The sequence below is a fragment of the Actinoplanes sp. NPDC049681 genome, from assembly GCF_044465265.1.
Classification (GTDB): Bacteria; Actinomycetota; Actinomycetes; order Mycobacteriales; family Micromonosporaceae; genus Actinoplanes.
Map to the genome: position 1 here is coordinate 412,453 of NZ_JBITLP010000007.1, position 18,201 is coordinate 430,653.

Below are 18,201 nucleotides of genomic sequence, written 5' to 3' on the forward strand. Positions count from 1 at the left end.
TGTGGAGATCTCGCGGGTGAGCAGGCTGCTGCTCGCCGTACTGCTCGTCCTCGGCGTGTGGGTTCCCGCGCCCGCCCAGGCGGCCCCGCCGGCGGCCGACTGGGGCTTCGACCGGCCCGCCGCCACCGCCGCCAACGAGCAGTTCTACTTCGTCCTGCCGGACCGCTTCGCCAACGGCGACACCCGCAACGACCGCGGCGGCCTGACCGGCGACCGGCTGTCGACCGGCTACGACGCAGGCGACAAGGGCTTCTACCACGGCGGCGACCTCAAGGGCGTGATCAACCGCCTCGACTACATCCAGGGCCTCGGGACGACCGCCATCTGGCTCGCGCCGGTCTTCAAGAACAAGCCCGTGCAGGGCAGCGGCACCGACATCTCGGCCGGCTACCACGGCTACTGGATCACCGACTTCACCCAGGTCGACCCGCACTTCGGCACCAACGCCGACCTCGAGCGCCTGGTCAAGCTCGCGCACCGGCGGGGCATGAAGATCTACCTCGACATCATCGTCAACCACACCGCGGACGTCATCAAGTACGCCGAGAACAAGTACACCTACATCGACAAGGCGACCAAGCCGTACAAGGACGCGCAGGGGCGTACCTTCGAGGACCGCAACTATGCCGACGGCAGCCGCGCCTTCCCGGCTGTGAACACCAAGTCGTTCCCGTACACGCCGGTGATCGGGGCCCAGGAGAAGCACGTCAAGGTGCCGGGCTGGCTCAACGACCCGACGATGTACCACAACCGGGGCGACTCGACGTTCGTCGGGGAGAACAGCGAGTACGGCGACTTCTTCGGTCTCGACGACCTGTGGACCGAGCGGCCCGAGGTGGTCCGCGGCATGACGAAGATCTACGCGGACTGGATCGGCAGCACCGGCATCGACGGCTACCGCCTCGACACCGTCAAACACTCCGACCTGGACTTCTGGCCACAGTTCTCGTCGGGCATCGAGGCCGCCGCGAAGAAGGCCGGCAAGCCCGGGTTCTTCATGTTCGGCGAGGTCTACAGCGCCGACCAGGAGGTCGAGTCGACGTACGTGCGCCGCGGCGGCCTGCCGGCCACCCTCGACTTCTCCTTCCAGGCCGCGGCGAAGACCTTCACGGCCGACGGTGGCTCCGCCAAGGCCCTGTCCGAGCTCTACACCAAGGACGACCTCTACACGACCGACGACGCCTCCGCGGACCGGCTGCCGACGTTCCTCGGCAACCACGACATGGGCCGCATCGGCTCGTTCATCGCCGCCGCGGAGGCCGACCCCGCCGCCCAGCTGCGCCGCGACCAGCTCGCCCACGAGCTCATGTTCCTCACCCGGGGCCAGCCGGTGATCTACTCCGGCGACGAGCAGGGCTTCACCGGCCCGGGCGGCGACAAGGACGCCCGGCAGGACATGTTCGCCAGCAAGACGCCGGACTACCTCGACGACGACCTGATCGGCACCGACCGCACCCACGCACAGGCGAACTACAACCCCCGGCACCCGATCTACCGGACGATCGCCACGCTGGGCGCGCTGCGTAAGGCGCACCCCGCGCTGCGCGACGGCCAGCAGGTCACCCGGTACGCCGCGGACGGCCCCGGCATCTACGCCGCCTCCCGCATCGACCGCGCCGAGCGGCAGGAGTACGTGATCGCGGCCAACAACGCGACCACCGCGCAGACGGTCACCCTCGACACCTGGACGCCGGACTCGTCGTGGCAGGGGATCTACGGTGGCGCCGGCGCGAACACCACCGGCGCCGACGGCAAGCTGACCGTCACCGTCCCGGCCCTGTCGTCGGTCGTCTACCGCGCCGCCCGGACGATTCGTGCACCCGCCGCGGCACCGGCCGTGCACATCACCGCGCCCGAGGCGGGAGCGTACGTGCCCACGCGTACGGAACTGACGGCCTCGGTGACCGGGGACCCGCTGGCCACCGTCACGTTCGAGGCGAAGGTGGGCGACGGCCGCTGGCGGACCCTCGGCACCGCCGACACCGCCCCGTACCGGATCTACCACGACCTGACCGGGCTGGCCGGCGCGACGCCGGTGACGTACCGGGCCACCGTGCGCGACGGCCGCGGGCGGACCGCCACCACGACCAGCGGGATCAAGGTGGGCACCCCGGTCGTCACCGCGGGCCCCGGCTACGCGGTGGTGCACTACCAGCGTCCCGCCGGCGACTACGACGACTGGGGGCTGTACGCCTTCGGTGACATCGACGAGTCCGCGCAGACCACCTGGCCGCAGGGCCAGCCGTTCGCCGGCGTCGACGCGTACGGTCGCTTCGCCTGGGTGAAACTGAAGCCCGGCGCCAAGAACGTGGGCTTCATCGTGGTCGACAAGAACGGCACCAAGGACGTCGCCGCCGACCGCTTCTTCGATCCGACGGTGAATCCGGAGGTCTGGTTGAAGCAGGGCGACCCGGCGATCGGCACCGAAGCGCCACCGGTGCAGCAGGACGAGAACACGGCGGTCATCCACTACCGGCGCGCCGACGGTGACTACAGCGGCTGGGGTCTGCACGTGTGGGACGGCGCCGCGAACCCGACCGACTGGTCCTCGCCCCTGGCGCCCGCCGCGACCGATTCCTTCGGCGTGACGTTCAAGGTGCCGCTCGCCGCGGGGGCCACCGGGCTGAACTACATCATCCACAAGGGCGACACCAAGGATCTCCCGGACGACCAGCGGCTCGACTTCGCGTCCGCCGGGCGGGAGGTGTGGCTGCTGGCCGGCGTACCCGATCGGTTGCTGCCCGTGGTGCGCAAGACGGGCGGTGGCGGCACCGTGGACCTGACCAAGTCCGCCGCGGTGTGGCTGGACCGCTCGACGATCGCGTGGAAGACGGGCACCGGCACCACCCTGGAACCGGTCGGCGCGGGCACCGACGGCCGCATCTACGACCTGATCTGGGCACCCGCGGGCGGGCTCGATCCCCAGGCGCCCGAGCACAGCATCCGGTTGCGCGCCCAGCGCAACGGCCTGACCGAGGCGCAGCGGCAGAAGTTCCCGCACCTGTGGCAGTACGGCGCGTTCACGCTGCCCCGCGGCACCGACGTCCGCGAGATCCTCAAGGGGCAGGTCGCGGTCACCGAGCGCGACGCGCACGGCAAGCTGCTCTCGGCGACCGGGGTGCAGACGGCGGGCGTGCTCGACGACGTGTACGCCGCGGCGACGAGCGCGAAACTCGGCCCGGTGTTCGAGGGCGCCCGGACGCGGCTGTCGGTGTGGGCGCCGACCGCGCAGTCCGTGCAGCTCGAGCTCTTCGACAGCCCGTCGGCGTCCGCCCGGGTGGTGCCGATGGCGCGGGACTCGCGTACCGGCGTGTGGTCGGTGGCCGGGCCGGGGGAGTGGAAGGGCAAGTACTACCGCTACCGGGTGACCGCGTGGCAGCCCGCCGTCCGCAAGGTGGTCACGGCCAGTGTCACCGACCCGTACTCGCTCGCCCTGTCGGCGAACTCCACGCACAGCCTGATCGCCGACCTGAGCGACCCGGCGCTGGCCCCCGCGGGCTGGAACCGGCTGCGCAAGCCGGCACCTGGCAAGATCCAGATCTCGGAGCTGTCCGTCCGCGACTTCTCCGAGCAGGGCACGTACGCGGCGTTCACCGATCCGAACTCCGCCGGGATGAAGCACCTGAAGCAGCTGGCGCAGGCGGGGACGACCCACGTGCACCTGCTGCCGGTGTTCGACTTCGCGACCGTCCCGGAGAAGCGCGCCGACCAGAAGCAGCCCGCCTGTGATCTGGCCGCCCTCCCGCCGGACTCCGCCGAGCAGCAGAAGTGCGTGATGGCCGTGGCGGACGCCGACGGCTACAACTGGGGCTACGACCCGCTGCACTACACGACGCCCGAGGGCAGCTACGCCACGAACCCCGAGGGTGCCGCCCGCACCAAGGAATTCCGGCAGATGGTCGCGGCGCTCAACGGCACCGGGCTGCGCGTGGTCATGGATGTCGTCTACAACCACACCTCCGCCGCCGGCACCGACCCGCATTCCGTGCTCGACCAGATCGTGCCCGGCTACTACCAGCGGTTGCTCGAGGACGGCACGGTCGCCAACTCCACCTGCTGCGCCAACACCGCGCCGGAGAACGCGATGATGGGCAAGCTCGTCGTCGACTCCGTCGTCACGTGGGCCAAGGCGTACAAGGTCGACGGGTTCCGCTTCGACCTGATGGGCCACCACCCGAAGGCGAACATCCTGGCCGTGCGGGCCGCGCTCGACAAGCTCACCGTCGCCCGCGACGGCGTCGACGGCAAGAACATCTACGTGTACGGCGAGGGCTGGGACTTCGGTGAGGTGGGCGGCAACGCGCGCTTCGTGCAGGCGACCCAGGCGAACATGGCCGGTACCGGCATCGGCACCTTCAACGACCGGCTGCGCGACGCCGTCCGTGGCGGCGGCCCGTTCGACGAGAATCCCCGCGTCCAGGGCTTCGGCTCCGGGTTGTTCACCGACCCCAACGGCGACCCGGTCAACGGTACGGCCGCCGAGCAGAAGGCGCGGCTGCTGCACTACCAGGACCTGATCAAGGTCGGGCTCAGCGGCAACCTGGCGGCGTACTCGTTCACCGCCTCCGACGGCACGGTCAAGACCGGCGCGCAGGTCGACTACAACGGCTCGCCGGCGGGTTACACGGCCCGGCCGGTCGAGGCGATCACGTACGTGGACGCGCACGACAACGAGATCCTGTACGACGCGCTCGCGTACAAGCTGCCGCAGGGCACCTCGGCCACCGACCGCGCCCGCATGCAGGCGCTGGCGCTGGCCACCACGGCCCTGGGCCAGGGCGTCGGCTTCGTGACGGCCGGCAGCGAACGGCTGCGCTCGAAATCGCTGGACCGCAACTCGTTCAACTCCGGGGACTGGTTCAACCGCATCGCATGGGACTGCACCAAGGGCAACGGCTTCGGCCGCGGCCTGCCCCCGGCCGCCGACAACGAGTCCAAGTGGCCGTACGCGAAGCCGCTGCTGGCCGATCCGGCGCTGAAGCCGGACTGCGCGGCGATCGGCCTGGCCGACGCCACCTACCGTGAGCTGCTGACGATCCGCCGCTCGTCGCCCGTCTTCGGCCTGCCGGACGCCGCCGCGGTGCAGAAGCGCCTGTCGTTCCCGGTGGCCGGCGCGGCCGAGACCCCCGGCGTGATCACCATGAAGCTGGACGGACGAGGTTTGGACAAGCGCTGGAAGTCCGTGACGGTCGTCTTCAACGCCACCCCGGCGGCCGCGACGCAGACGGTCACCGCCCTGCGCGGGGCGGATGTGGCGCTGCACCCGGTGCAACGGACGGCGGCGGATCCGGCATTGCGCACGGCATCGTTCGCCTCGGCGACCGGTACGTTCACCGTCCCGGCGAGATCGGTGGCGGTGTTCGTGGAGAACTAGGACATGGTGCGGCGAAGTAACGCCTCGGCATGGTGCCGTAGCGAAGCGGGGCTGAACGGCTTGTCGAGCCATCGATCCACCGAGTTGAAGTCCTTGTACTTCGCGACCGCGGTCAGCAGGATGATCGGGACCTCGGCGGTGGCCTGTTCGGCTCGGACCAGCTGCGCCAGTTCGAGGCCGGTCATGCCGGGCATCTGAAAGTCGGTGACGATCAGATCCGGCCGGCGGTCGCGGATGGTGACCAGGGCCTCGGACGCGTCGGCGGCCGCGACGATCTCGTGGCCGCCGCCGCGCAGGCTCGTCTTCATCAGCTCCCGCACGTCCTCGTCGTCATCGACCACCACGATGAAGGCCATGGCGTCCTTTCGTCGCGTTCCGTCACCACAACTACTCCGCGTAGTGTATTAGTCGCTATCCGAGAGGGAGCCGATCCGGTCGAAATTGTGCGGCCCGGGGCCGGGCCGCACCGCGAACGGTGGCGGCCCGGCCGGCACTGGCCCGCTCAGTCGGCGGCCGGGGTGAAGGTGTCGCAGGAGCTGCCCCGCTCCGCCTTGACCACCGTGGTGCCCTTGCAGACCCGCACCTGCGGCTGGAAGCCGCCGAACAGCAGGTTCGCGGTGGTGGTGTAGTTGGTCTTGCCCTTGCCGCAGAGGTGGGCGAACGTACGCCACTCGATGGCGTCCGCGGGGCCGTTGTACGCGACCTGGACGACGCCGCACTTGGTGGAGTTGACGGCGAGCGTGCCGCTGATGCGGATCGGGGCGACCGGCTGCTCGGGGATGCCCATCATGCGGTCGTACGTGCCGTAGGCGCTGACGCTGCCGGTGGCGAGCTCGAACGTGTTGCCGGCGGCAGCGGCTGCGGGCGCGGCGGTGGCCGCGAGGCCGAAGCCGGCCATGGCGATGATGCCGAGAGTGCGTGCGGCAAGAGACTTCATGTCGATCCTCCGGATGATCTCCGCCGGTCGGGCGGAGGGTGGATGGTGCGAGGCACCCTCGCTGTGGGTTGTGCCCACCTGACGGTGCGTGCAAGATCCAATGACATCCCCGGGCGACCGGTCAAATGGGAGCCAGGCTCTGAAGGAAGTGCCATGCACCTTCGCCGGTGCGTCAAGCCCAGCTCACGGGCTGTGACAGCGACCGAGTCGACCACTCATCGAGTGACGTCAATCACGATCAGTGACCGTGCCGACGGGACCGTCCGACGAGGAGATAGGGCCGATGTGAGACGCCCGGGACTACGCGTGCTTCGCCAGCAGTTCGACCGAACGCTGCCGCGCCGCGCCGTCGTAGATGGTCGTGGACAGCATGATCTCGTCGGCGCCGGTCGCGGCGGCGAGTGCCGCCAGTCGCGCCGTGACGGTCTCCGGTGAGCCCTGCGCCTGCTGGGCGTGGTACGCCCGCAGGCGCTCCTGCACGTCCTCCGGCAGCGTCACGTGGGCCGCCTCGGCGGGCGGGAGCAGCGGCTGGTCCGCCCGCCCGGCGAACAGGCCGGCCTTCACCAGGTCCAGGGGGCGGGCGAGCACGGCCGCCTCGGCATCGGTGTCCGCGCAGATGGTCTCCACGGCGATCATCACCCACGGGCGGTCGGCCCAGTGCGACGGCCGGAACGCCTCGCGGTAACGCTCCAGCGCCTCGGCGGTGTTCTGCGGGCGGATGTGGTGCGCGAACGCGACCGGAAGGCCGAGCTGCCCGGCGAGCGCGGCACCCGCCGTGCTCGACGACAGCAGCCACGGCTGGATCGTGGAACCGTAGCCCGGCAGCAGCGCCGGCCCGTTCTCGCCGGACAGATAACCGAGCAGCTCGACGATCCCCGCGCGGTAGCCGTCGTCGGTCGTGGGTGGGGCACCGCGTTGCAGCGCGGCGATCACCCCCGCGTCGAAGGTGCCCGGGCCGCGGCCGATGCCCAGGTCGATCCGGCCGGGATGCAGGGCGTCCAGCGTCGCGAACTGCTCGGCGACCGCGCGCGGCGAGTGGTTGGGCAGGAGAACGCCGCCGGAACCCACCCGGATCCGGGAGGTCGTGGCCGCCGCGTGCGCGACGAGCACCGGAGGCGCCACGCTGCTGATCAGGGGAGCGCCGTGGTGCTCGGCGAACCAGGCACGGCGCAGCCCGAGCTCGTCGGCCCGCCGGACCGCCGCGGCGGTGACAGCCAGCGTCTCCCGGGCGGTGCGGCCGTGCTCCGCCGGTGCGACCTCCAGGATGGACAGTGGCGGCAGCGTCATGCCGGAACTTTAGCCCAGCCGTGAGGAGCGACCGGGCAATGTGATCGAATCCACCCCCTCACCCGAAAACGGTTCACATGAGGAGGATGGGATGCGTCGTTCGATTCCGGCCATCGGAGCGGCGGCTGTCGCCCTGGCGGGTCTGCTGGCCGGTGCGGCTCCGGCGGCCGCGAGCGAGCGGGCCCCGCGCGACTGCGGGCAGCTCCGGATCACCGACACCCTGCCGGTCCCGGCCGACGGGCAGCAGGCCCGGCGCGACGTCGTCGTAGGCGCCGATTGCCGGCTGCGGTACGAGAGCGTCGAGGTCGCCCCCGTCGCCGCGGACCGGAGCTACCGGACCTCCTCCGAGATGTACGACTGCTGCAACATCCTGATGACCTCGCTGACCACGCGTACGGACGCGGAGTCGTCCACGTACGACACGCATGTGAACCGGGAGCCGTGGGATGCCGGGTGGACGGTCGAGAACGTGACCCGGACCACCGGTTCCACCGTGAGTACGCATGCCGAGTTCGGCTATCGGGGCATCTTCGACCCGACCGGCCGCTGGTACCACAACGTTCACGACACGTCGGTCACGGTCGCGCCGGACGGGACGATGACCTGCCGCCAGAGCGTGACACTGCGCCACACCTTCATCGGATGGCACTGGGAGCACAGCTGCTCCTGAGTCACGCCGCCAGGCTGAAGCGTTCCGCGTGCACCTGGCGGCGGGGCACCTTCAGGGCCCGCAGTGCCCGGATCACCGCGTCGGTCATCGCGGGCGGGCCGCAGACGTACACGTCGCGGTCGGTGACGTCGGGAACCTTGGCCGCCAGGTTCTGCGGGTCGAAGGGGACGAACGGCGGGTCGCCGGCACCGGTACGCCCGGTCAGCAGCTCGATCCGCGCACCCCGGTCCCGGGCCAGCGCCTCCAGCTCGGGCAGGAGCACCGCGTCCTCGCGGCGGTGCACCCGGTAGAGCACCACGACGTCGCCCGGCAGCTCCTCGAGGAGTGCGCGGATCGGCGTGACGCCCACGCCGCCCGCGATCAGCAGCGTCTTCTCGCGCGTACGGCGCAGGGACGTGAACGCGCCGTACGGGCCCTCGGCGAAGACGCGCGTCCCGACCGGGATGTGGCGCAGGGCCGCGCTGGCGCCGCCGACGGCCTTCGCGGTCAGGCGCAGCGAGCGCCCGTCCGGGGCGGCCGACAGCGAGAACGGGTTCGCCTGCCACCAGCGGGCGTACCCGGGGAACCGCCAGATGAAGAACTGCCCGGCGCGGGCCGGCAGCTTGTCGAGGTGCCGGCCGCGTACGTGGACGGAGACGACGTCGTCGGACTCGGGCACCACCGCGGCGACCCGGAACTGGTGCCGGGCGTTGCGCCACAGCGGCACCGCCACCCGGCCCACGAGCAGGGAGCCGATCGCGAACACCCACAACGCCCACCAGTACGCCTTGGCGACCGGCGACGCGGTGAACGCCGAGAACTCGAACAGCTGGTGGATCAGGACGAGGGCCACGGCCGCGTACAGGAAGAAGTGCACGGCGTGCCAGGTCTCGTACTGCAGGCGGCGGCGGGCGTACCGGATCGACACCCCGGCGGCGACCACGACGACGACCAGCGCGACGATGCCGACCAGCGAGCCGGTCATGCCGGCGAGGTTGAGGAACTGCTGCCATGCCGTCGAGTGGCCGGCGATCGCGTAGCCGGCGATCACGAACATCGGGTGCAGCAGCACGACCCAGAAGAGCGTGAATCCGGTCCATCGGTGCCACGAGGTGAGCCGGTCCATACCGATCCGCCGGTCCAGCCACGGCAGCCGGGCCACGAGCGTCAGCTGCAGGATCATCAGCAGCGCCGCGTGCAGCCCGAGGACCAGGCCGATGCCGTGGATCGCGTTCTTCGGCTCGGGGGCCACGGTGAAGAACAGCGCCCAGACGACGGCGACGTTGAGGATTACCGCACCCCAGAACAGCTGAACGGTCCGCATGCGGACCATCATGCGCCCGGCAGGCCAGGATGTGACTGCTCACACGATCCTTGCGCCGGGAAAACGGGCAAGGCACGGGGGCATCAGCGCGTTGATACCGTACGCGGAGGACGAACCGACCAGCGGAGGCGGCGGAAAAATGGCTGGAAGCACTGCTCGCAGGCACCGCGTGGTGATCGTCGGAGCCGGCTTCGGCGGCCTCTTCGCCGCCAAGGCGCTGCGCAAGGCCGACGTCGACATCACGCTCATCAACGGCACGGCCTATCACCTGTTCCAGCCGCTGCTCTACCAGGTGGCGACCGGCATCCTGTCCGAGGGCGAGATCGCGCCGCCGATCCGCGAGATCCTCAAGCGCCAGGACAACGTCGACGTCAAGCTCGGCTGGGTCACCGACGTCGACGTCGAGGCGAAGAAGGTCTCCGTCGAGGCGCCCGGCATCCACTACACCGTCGACTACGACACGCTGATCGTCGGCGCTGGCGCCTCCCAGTCGTACTTCGGCAACGACCAGTTCGCCGACTACGCCCCCGGCATGAAGAGCATCGACGACGCGCTGGAGCTGCGCGCCCGCATCTTCGGCGCGTTCGAGCTGGCCGACCTGCAGGAGGATCCGGCCGAGCGGGAGCGCTGGATGACCTTCGTGGTCGTCGGCGCCGGCCCGACCGGCGTCGAGATGGCGGGCCAGATCGCCGAGCTGGCCCACCGCAATCTGCCGGGCCAGTACAAGCACATCGATCCGAGGAAGGCCCGGATCATCCTCGTCGACGCGGTGGACGCCGTGCTGAAGACCTTCGGCGACCGGCTCTCCACCCGCGCGCTGCGCCAGCTGCACCTGCTCGGCGTCGAGGTGGAGCTGGAGACCAAGGTGGTCGGCGTGGACGCGACCGGCATCGAGGTCGAGAGCCCGCGCGGGCACGAGCGCATCGAGTCGATGACGAAGATGTGGGCGGCCGGTGTCGCCGCCCCGCCGCTGGCCCGCAAGCTGGCGGAGGCGACCGGCGTGGCGACCGACCGGGCCGGCCGGATCAAGGTGGCGCCGGACTGCACCCTGCCCGGGCACCCGGAGATCTTCGCGGTGGGCGACATGATGGCGCTGGACGACCTGCCGGGCGTCGCGCAGGTCGCGATCCAGAGCGGACGGCACGCCGCCGGCCAGATCAAGCGGCGGCTGGCCGGCAAGGAGACCGGCCAGAAGTTCTCGTACTTCGACAAGGGCAGCATGGCGACCATCTCGCGCTTCCACGCGGTCGCCAGCGTCGGCAAGGTGCACGTGTCCGGCTTCCTCGGCTGGCTGATGTGGCTCGCCGTCCACCTGCTCTACCTGGTCGGTTTCAAGAACAGGGTCACCGCCGTGCTGCACTGGTTCGTCAGCTTCCTGGGCCGGGGACGATCCGAGCGGGTGGCGACCTTCCAGCAGGCGTACGCCCGGGCCGCGGTCCGCGAGTACGGCGACCCGTTCGAGCGCCGGAGGGTGGCGGCCGGCTCAGACGGCCGGAAGTAGCCAGCCCGTCCCGGTCGCCCGGACGTCGGCGCCCCGCTTGCGGCGCAGGGAGGGCCACGCCCAGCGCCACCACGGCGGTGCCGCCGGGCAGGTGGCCGCCCAGCTCGGCGGCGGTGACGCTCTGCCCGGCCCGGCCGTCGGGAGCGGCGGTGGTCATCATCGTCATGAACGGATGGCCGGGCCACGCTCTGTCACGGCACTGAGCGCTTCATGCGGATCAGCTGTGACCGTCCCGTCACGATCAGTCGAGCGCACCGGCCGAAAGGCGGAGGCCGGGAAAGATCTGATTCAGCCGAGCGCCAGATTCGCGCAAGGGGCCGTACACGCCAGGATTCCCTCGATTCGCCGACGGGGGAGGAAACGTGTCACGACGAGGATGGCGCGAGGCAGGGCTGCTGCTGGGGCTCTTCGGGGCGTACAGCGCGGCTCGGATGCTCGCCGATCCGCACCTCGGGGCGGCGCAGGACCGCGCCGCGGCCCTGCTGGCCGCCGAGCGGTTGGTGGGCCTCGACCTGGAGGCCGGTCTCAACCACGCGGTGGCGGCCGCGCCCTGGGCCGCGGCCGCCATGTCCTTCTGGTACGCCGCGCTGCACTACCTGGTGACGCCGCTGGTGCTGGTGTGGCTCTACCGGCGCCGGCCGGAGCGCTATCCGGCGGCTCGCAACGGGCTGGTGCTCGCCTCCGCGATCGGCCTGGCCGGCTACGTCCTGATGCCGACCGCGCCGCCGCGGCTGATGCCGACCGGCTACGTCGACACCCTGGCGAGCACCGCCGACCTCGGCTGGTGGTCCGGCCACGCGTCGGCACCGGCCGGGCTCGGCCACCTCACGAACGAGCTCGCGGCGATGCCGTCGCTGCACGTGGGCTGGGCCTTCTGGGTCGCCTGGGTGATGCGGGGCCCGCTGCTGCGCCTCGCCGGCGGCCTCTACGCCGCGATCACCGCGGTCGTGGTGGTCGGCACCGCGAACCACTGGGTGCTGGACGCGGTCGCCGGCGTGGCCGTGGTCACCGTCGGCATGCTGGTCGCCTCACGCCGCCAGCGCCGCGTACCGGCCGCCCTCGGAGAGCAGGTCGTCGTGGGTGCCGGACTCGAGGATCCGGCCGTGGTCGACCACCGCGATCCGGTCGGCGCCGCGTACGGTCGACAGCCGGTGGGCGACGGTGATCGTGGTGCGCCCCCGCGCCAGCTCGTCGAAGGCGCGCTGCACGGCACGCTCGGTCTCCGTGTCCAGGGCGCTGGTCGCTTCGTCGAGCACCAGGATGCGCGGATCCCGCAGCAGCGTCCGGGCGATGGCGATGCGCTGCTTCTCGCCGCCGGAGAACCGGTGTCCCCGTGAGCCGACGACGGTGTCGTAGCCGTCCGGCAGGGCGCTGATCAGGTCGTGCACCTGCGCGGCGCGGGCGGCCTGCTCGATCTGCTCGTCGGTGGCCCCGGGGCGGGCGTACCGCAGGTTCTCGCGCACGGTGGTGTGCAGCAGGTAGGTCTCCTGGCTGACGACGCCGACGATCCGGGCGAGGTCGGCCAGGCGCATGTCGCGCAGGTCCACGCCGTCGACGGTGACGCGGCCGGCGTCCGGGTCGTGCAGCCGGGCGACGAGGGCGGCCAGGGTGCTCTTGCCCGAGCCGGTCTCGCCGACCAGTGCCAGGGAGCTGCCGGCCGGAACGTCGAGGGTCACCCCGGCGACCGCGGCGGTCCCGCTGCCCGGATACGCGTACGTGACGTCCTCGAAGCGCAGGTGCCCGCGGACCCGGGCCGGGTCGACGGCGACAGGGTGCTCGGGGTCGTCCACCTCCACGGGGAGGTCGAGGTACTCGAAGATGCGTGCGAACAGGGCCAGGGAGCTGGTCAGCGAGACGCCGACACCGAGCAGGCCCATCAGCGGGCGGAAGATGCCGGACTGCAGCGCGGTGAACGCGACGAGGGTGCCGATGCTGAGCGTGCCGGCGGTGAACGGCAGGCCCGCGCTGAGGTAGATGACCGCGGGGATCGCGGCGAACAGGATGCTCATCGACGCCATCCGCCACCGGCCGGCGAGCTCCGAGCGCAGTTCGAGGTCGATCAGCCGCGCCGAGGACGCGGTGAAGCGCTCGACGAGGGCGGGGCCCGTACCCATGGTCTTGCTGAGCAGCACGCCGCTGATGGACAGGCCCTCCTCGACGATGACGTTGAGGTCGGCGAGCTCCCGCTGGCGCTCCGCGGTGATCCTGCGGCGCATGCGGGCGACCCGTCGGGTCAGGTAGATCGCCGGCGGCAGCACGACGAGCGACACCAGCGACAGCTGCCAGGAGAGGGCGGCCATGGCCACCGCGGTCGCCACGGCGGTGGTGAGGTTGGAGGCGACCGAGGTGGCGGTCGAGGTGACGACGGACTGCATGCCGCCGATGTCGTTGGTGATGCGCGACTGCACCTCGCCGGTGCGCGTACGGGTGAAGAACCCGACGGACTGCCGGTGCAGGTGGCGGAACACGTCGGTGCGCAGCCGGTGCATGACCCGCTGGCCGACGGTGGTCGAGATCCACGTCTGGACCACGCCGAGCGCGGAGGTCAGGGCGGCGACGGCGACCATGCCGGCGACCAGCCAGGCGAGCAGCGTGAGGTTCTGGTGGGGGAGCGCGACGTCGATGACCGCGCGCAGCAGGAACGGGGAGGCCATCGAGATCACCGACGAGGCGACGATGATGGCGACGACGAGGGCGAGCTGCCCTCGGTGGGCGGTGAACAGCCGGCCGATCCGGCGGAGCGAGACGTCGCTCGCCCGGGCTTTGTCAGCGGATTCCAAGTGCGTCCTTCTTCCGGAGCTTTGCTGAGGTTACCTCAACATGAGGGAACAACCGCAACCGCTGGTACGGTATTCCCGTGGAGGACAGCACCCTCTCGGAGCTCTTCTGGGCCGTCGCCCGGCGCCTGCGGCACCTCAACCGCGAGACCCTCGAGCCGCTCAACATCTCCCCGTCCCACGGCCGCGCCCTCGCGGTGCTGCTGCGCCACGGCCCGCTGCGGCCGGGCGCGCTGGCGGAGCACCTGCGCATCGCGGCGCGCTCCGCGACCGAGGTGGTCGACGACCTGGAACACCGGGGACTCGTGGAGCGGGGGGCCGACCCGGCCGACCGCCGGGCGACGCTCGTGGCGCTGACCGAGGCGGGCCGCGCGACCGGGGACCGCATCAAAGCCGCGCGCAAGGCGGAGACCGAACGGTTCTTCGGTGCGCTGAGCGCCGCGGACCGGGCCGAACTGACCCGCATCCTGCGCAAACTGCGGGATTGACGTTCTACCGCATCCCCGGACAGGGTGAGCGACTGGTCACATCCGGGCGTCCGGGGCGTGACGCGCGGATGGCCGGGGGTCCAAGATCTCCCTCAGCGCCGCCCGTCGTCGTGCCGAGGACGGGGCGTCCGGTGCCAGAACGGGGGGCCACCGTGGCGGTGGCAGAACACGCCGGCGCGGGTCGCCGGCTCGCCGCGCGCGCCGCGGTGCGCGAACTGCTTCTGGTGGCGGGTCTCTTCATCGCGTACGAGGCCGGTCGCATGCTGGCGACCGGGCACGTGGGCGAGGCGATGGCCAACGCCACGCGGATCTGGAACCTCGAGCGGGCGCTGCACCTGCCGGCCGAGTCGGTGGTGCAGGGCGCGATGATCGACCATCGGTTCCTGGTCCGGGCGGCCAACTGCTACTACGCGTACGTCCACTTCCCGGCCACCGCTCTCGCGCTGGTCTGGCTGTACGTCCGCCGCCCCGCCGTGTACCGGTGGATGCGCCGTACGCTCGCCTGCCTCACCGCCATCGCCCTCGCCGTGCACCTCGTCGTGCCGCTCGCCCCGCCCCGGATGGCGGCGATCGCCGGCCTGCTCGACACCGGCCGCACGTACGGGCCGTCGGTCTACGGCGCGCCGGCCACCGACACGGTGAGCAACCAGTACGCGGCCATGCCGTCCCTGCACGTCGGCTGGGCCCTCGCCGTGGCGATCGCCCTCATCGCGGCGACCACCGGGCGGCGGCGCTGGCTCTGGCTGGCCCACCCGCTGATCACCCTGCTCGTCGTCGTGGCGACCGGCAACCACTACTGGCTGGACGCGATCGTCGCGGTCACGCTGCTGACCGTGGTGCTGGTGGTCCTGCCCGGGCCGCAGGTCGCCCCGGCACCGGCCCCGTCGGCGCCGGCGCCGGTGGCCGAGATCCCGCGTCCCCGCAGCGGCGCGCGTGCCTCCTGGGTGCTGGAACAGCCACGATCCGGCGTGGATCTCGTGCCTTCCCCGCGCCGCCCGGCTGTGGAGCAGCATTCGATCTCCGTGTTAGGTGAGCCACTTTCCTGACCGATCGGCCAGCCTCTGACCGATCGGTCAGGCATGCTGGTTCCCATGGCACGCGTCAGCACCCGCGACGAGATTCTCCGCGTCGCCGCCGAGCAGTTCGCCCATTTCGGCTACAAAGGCACCTCACTGCAGGACATCGCCGCCGCGGTGGGCTGTTCCAAGGCCACGCTGCTGTACCACTTCGCCAGCAAGGACGCGATCCTGGCCACGCTCACCGCGCCGGCCGCGCAGGAGCTCGCCGACCTGATGGCACGCCTCGCGCCGCTCGACGACGCGGCCGCCCAGTCGGCCGCCATCGACGGGTTCGTCGACCTGGTCCTGCGGCACCGGCGGGAGGCCAAGCTCATCTACGGCGGCATCCCGCAGTTCCTCCAGGAGCCGGCCTTCGCCGACCTGCTGCCGCTCACCGACGCCCTCTGCGCCGCGTTCGCCGGGCGCTCCACCGACACCGCCGCGTGCATCGCGGCCGAGGTGGTGCTCGCCGGGATCGTCTCCATCGCCATCGAGGAGGAGCGCGACCCGGCCGAGCTCCGGCCGGCCCTCGTGGGCGTCGCCCGGCGTGCCCTGATCACCTCGCCCGACCACTAAGGACTGACATGGCAACCCTGCTGTACCGGCTCGGCCGGGTCTCGTTCCGCCACCGCAGGACGGTGATCGTCCTGTGGCTGGTGCTGCTGGCCGCGCTCGGCGGGGCGGCGCTCGCGTTCAAGGGGCCGACCTCGAGCGACTTCACCATGCCGGGCACCGAGTCGCAGCGGGCGATCGACGCCCTGCGGCAGGAATTCCCGGAGGCGAGCGGCGCGACCGGCACCATCGTGGTGGCGGCGCCGCCGGGCCGCACGCTCGCGGAGCCGCAGCTGAAGGGCGCCGTGCAGGGCGTGGTCAAGGAGGCCGCGACCCTGCCCGGCGTGATCGGGGCGGTCGACCCGTTCCAGGTGCAGGCGCTGTCCCGCGACGGTCGTTACGCACTGGTCCAGGTCCAGTTCGCCGAGCGCGCGGACAAGGTCACCAAGGACCAGCGCACTGCGTACGAGCACAGCGGCGCCGCCGCCGAGGCCGCCGGGCTGCGTGTCGAGCACGGCGGTGAGGTGATGAACGCGGAGCCGGAGGTCGGCGGCACGGAGTCCATCGGCGTGATCATCGCGCTCGTGGTCCTCGTCGTCACGTTCGGCTCCCTGGTGGCGGCCGGGATGACGATGGTCAACGCGCTCATCGGCGTCGGCGCCGGCATGGCCGGCCTGTACGCCCTCAGCAGCGTCGTCTCGCTCACCAGCACCGCCCCGGTGCTGGCACTGATGCTCGGCCTCGCGGTCGGCATCGACTATTCGCTGTTCATCACCTCCCGCCACCGTCAGCACCTGGTGGAGGGCATCGAGCCGGAGGAGGCCGCCGCGCGGGCGGTCGGTACGGCCGGTTCCGCCGTCGTCTTCGCCGGTGTCACGGTGATCATCGCGCTCGCCGGGCTGACGGTCGTCGACATCCCGTTCCTCACCGTGATGGGCCTGGCCGCGGCCGGTACGGTCGCCGTGGCGGTGCTGGTGGCGGTCACCCTGCTGCCCGCGCTGCTCGGTTTCGCCGGCGCGAAGGTGCTGCCCCGGCGGCTGCGCAACGGCCGGGCCGGGCACACCGCGCAGAAGGAGGGCTTCGGCTTCCGCTGGGCGCGGATCGTGACGCGGCTGCGCGTACCCGTGATCCTGGTCGGCATCCTCGGCCTGGGCGCGCTGGCGCTGCCCGCGGCCGGCATGCGGGTCGCGCTGCCGGACGCGAGCACGGCCGCCGAGGGCACGCCGGCACGCGAGGCCGCCGACCTCATCACCGCGGGCTTCGGGCCGGGCTTCACCGGCCGCCTCGCCCTGGTCGTCTCCAGCGACTCCCCGCAGCGGACCACCGCCGCGGTCGGCGAGGTCGACCAGGCGCTGAAGGGTACGCCGAACCTGCTCGCGGTCACCCCGCCGAACCTCAGCCAGGACAAGCGGACCGCCCTGCTCGGCATCATCCCGGCCACCGGCCCCACCGACGAGGCCACCGAGACCCTCGTCCAGACGGTCCGCGAGCGGACCCGCGACCTGCCCGGCGCCGACGTCGCGCTGACCGGGCAGACCGCGATCGGCATCGACGTGTCCGACAAGCTCTCCGCGGCCATGCCGGTCTATCTGCTGCTGGTCGTCGGCCTGTCGGTCCTGCTGCTGATGCTCGTCTTCCGCTCGCTGCTGGTCCCGCTGAAGGCGGCGCTCGGCTTCCTGCTCACCGTCGGGGCGACCTTCGGCATCACCGTGCTCGTGTTCCAGGAGGGGCACCTGGCGAACCTCGTCGGGCTCTCCACACCGGGGCCGCTGATCAGCTTCCTGCCGATCCTGCTCATCGGCATCCTGTTCGGCCTCGCGATGGACTACGAGGTGTTCCTGGTGTCGCGGATGCGCGAGGACTTCGTGCACGGCGAGGGGCCGCAGGAGGCGACGATCAGCGGCATGGGCCACGGCGCCCGGGTGGTCACGGCCGCCGCGCTCATCATGACGTCCGTCTTCGCCGGCTTCGTCCTGCTGGACGATCCCGTCATCAAGTCCATGGGCTTCGCGCTCGCGGTCGGCGTCGCGATCGACGCGTTCGTCGTCCGGATGACCGTCGTGCCGGCGGTGATCTCCCTGCTCGGTCGCTCAGCGTGGTGGCTGCCGGGCTGGCTGAACCGGCTGCTGCCCAACGTCGACATCGAGGGTGAAAAGCTCAGAAAGCAGCTTGACCAGGCATCCGAGAAGGTTCCGGTCACCGTCTGAACCGCGTAAGAGGCGGGCTGCCGTTACGGCAGCCCGCCTCTTCATTG

12 protein-coding genes and 1 pseudogene are annotated in these 18,201 nt (G+C 71.4%); 8 read left to right on the plus strand and 5 right to left on the minus strand.

The annotated features are described in order from the left end of the window. The first annotated feature begins 16 nt into the window (after positions 1-16). Entirely contained in the window at positions 17-5,374 is a 5,358-nt protein-coding gene (pulA, locus tag ACIBO8_RS26985; protein WP_396118097.1) for a pullulanase-type alpha-1,6-glucosidase, read from the plus strand. Here pulA and ACIBO8_RS26990 read toward each other — a convergent pair. The 3 genes from ACIBO8_RS26990 to ACIBO8_RS27000 all read right to left on the minus strand — a co-directional run bounded on the left by ACIBO8_RS26990 (position 5,371) and on the right by ACIBO8_RS27000 (position 7,598). Further along, positions 5,371-5,730: a response regulator gene (locus ACIBO8_RS26990; RefSeq protein WP_396118098.1), complete on the minus strand. Its 360-nt coding sequence runs from the start codon at positions 5,728-5,730 to the stop codon at positions 5,371-5,373. The genes pulA and ACIBO8_RS26990 overlap by 4 nt on opposite strands. Positions 5,731-5,876: 146 nt before the next feature. Further along, positions 5,877-6,311 (minus strand): hypothetical protein, encoded by a 435-nt coding sequence (locus tag ACIBO8_RS26995; protein WP_396118099.1) that lies wholly within the window; start codon positions 6,309-6,311, stop codon positions 5,877-5,879. A 300-nt stretch (positions 6,312-6,611) separates the two neighbouring features. Next, positions 6,612-7,598, minus strand: coding sequence for an LLM class flavin-dependent oxidoreductase (locus tag ACIBO8_RS27000; protein ID WP_396118100.1), 987 nt, complete (start codon positions 7,596-7,598; stop codon positions 6,612-6,614). A gap of 91 nt (positions 7,599-7,689) precedes the next feature. On the opposite strand from ACIBO8_RS27000, the gene ACIBO8_RS27005 reads away from it, so the two are divergent. After that, on the plus strand, positions 7,690-8,268 hold the full coding sequence (locus tag ACIBO8_RS27005) for a hypothetical protein (protein WP_396118101.1): 579 nt from the start codon (positions 7,690-7,692) through the stop codon (positions 8,266-8,268). Between the two features lies 1 nt (position 8,269). Here ACIBO8_RS27005 and ACIBO8_RS27010 read toward each other — a convergent pair whose 3' ends face one another. Then, complete coding sequence (locus tag ACIBO8_RS27010) at positions 8,270-9,571, minus strand: ferric reductase-like transmembrane domain-containing protein (RefSeq protein ID WP_396118103.1); 1,302 nt, start codon at positions 9,569-9,571, stop codon at positions 8,270-8,272. Between the two features lie 139 nt (positions 9,572-9,710). Between ACIBO8_RS27010 and ACIBO8_RS27015 the strand changes: the two genes are divergently transcribed. Both ACIBO8_RS27015 and ACIBO8_RS27020 read left to right on the plus strand, forming a co-directional pair. Further along, the gene (locus ACIBO8_RS27015; RefSeq protein WP_396118104.1) at positions 9,711-11,072 is read left to right on the plus strand and encodes an NAD(P)/FAD-dependent oxidoreductase; all 1,362 of its coding nucleotides are present in this window, start codon (positions 9,711-9,713) and stop codon (positions 11,070-11,072) included. A gap of 431 nt (positions 11,073-11,503) precedes the next feature. After that, positions 11,504-12,079 (plus strand): annotated as a pseudogene (locus tag ACIBO8_RS27020) (phosphatase PAP2 family protein); the annotation flags it as partial. A 21-nt stretch (positions 12,080-12,100) separates the two neighbouring features. On the opposite strand, the gene ACIBO8_RS27025 reads toward ACIBO8_RS27020, so the two are convergent. After that, on the minus strand, positions 12,101-13,852 hold the full coding sequence (locus ACIBO8_RS27025) for an ABC transporter ATP-binding protein (protein ID WP_396118105.1): 1,752 nt from the start codon (positions 13,850-13,852) through the stop codon (positions 12,101-12,103). A 77-nt stretch (positions 13,853-13,929) separates the two neighbouring features. Between ACIBO8_RS27025 and ACIBO8_RS27030 the strand changes: the two genes are divergently transcribed. The 4 genes from ACIBO8_RS27030 to ACIBO8_RS27045 all read left to right on the plus strand — a co-directional run bounded on the left by ACIBO8_RS27030 (position 13,930) and on the right by ACIBO8_RS27045 (position 18,154). Then, a complete protein-coding gene (locus ACIBO8_RS27030) occupies positions 13,930-14,337 on the plus strand; it encodes a MarR family winged helix-turn-helix transcriptional regulator (protein ID WP_396118106.1) in 408 nt (135 codons plus the stop codon). 131 nt (positions 14,338-14,468) lie between these two features. Beyond that, entirely contained in the window at positions 14,469-15,383 is a 915-nt protein-coding gene (locus ACIBO8_RS27035; protein ID WP_396118107.1) for a phosphatase PAP2 family protein, read from the plus strand. A gap of 45 nt (positions 15,384-15,428) precedes the next feature. Beyond that, complete coding sequence (locus ACIBO8_RS27040) at positions 15,429-15,971, plus strand: TetR/AcrR family transcriptional regulator (protein WP_396118108.1); 543 nt, start codon at positions 15,429-15,431, stop codon at positions 15,969-15,971. 8 nt (positions 15,972-15,979) lie between these two features. After that, complete coding sequence (locus ACIBO8_RS27045) at positions 15,980-18,154, plus strand: MMPL family transporter (protein WP_396118109.1); 2,175 nt, start codon at positions 15,980-15,982, stop codon at positions 18,152-18,154. Positions 18,155-18,201: the final 47 nt, after the last annotated feature.

Excerpts from the sequence above, each read along its gene's own strand:
- ACIBO8_RS26990 (WP_396118098.1), bottom strand. The coding sequence starts at position 5,730 with ATGGCCTTCATCGTGGTGGTCGATGACGACGAGGACGTGCGGGAGCTG.
- ACIBO8_RS26995 (WP_396118099.1), bottom strand. The coding sequence starts at position 6,311 with ATGAAGTCTCTTGCCGCACGCACTCTCGGCATCATCGCCATGGCCGGC.
- ACIBO8_RS27000 (WP_396118100.1), bottom strand. The coding sequence starts at position 7,598 with ATGACGCTGCCGCCACTGTCCATCCTGGAGGTCGCACCGGCGGAGCAC.
- ACIBO8_RS27005 (WP_396118101.1), top strand. The coding sequence starts at position 7,690 with ATGCGTCGTTCGATTCCGGCCATCGGAGCGGCGGCTGTCGCCCTGGCG.
- ACIBO8_RS27010 (WP_396118103.1), bottom strand. The coding sequence starts at position 9,571 with ATGCGGACCGTTCAGCTGTTCTGGGGTGCGGTAATCCTCAACGTCGCC.
- ACIBO8_RS27015 (WP_396118104.1), top strand. The coding sequence starts at position 9,711 with ATGGCTGGAAGCACTGCTCGCAGGCACCGCGTGGTGATCGTCGGAGCC.
- ACIBO8_RS27040 (WP_396118108.1), top strand. The coding sequence starts at position 15,429 with ATGGCACGCGTCAGCACCCGCGACGAGATTCTCCGCGTCGCCGCCGAG.
- ACIBO8_RS27045 (WP_396118109.1), top strand. The coding sequence starts at position 15,980 with ATGGCAACCCTGCTGTACCGGCTCGGCCGGGTCTCGTTCCGCCACCGC.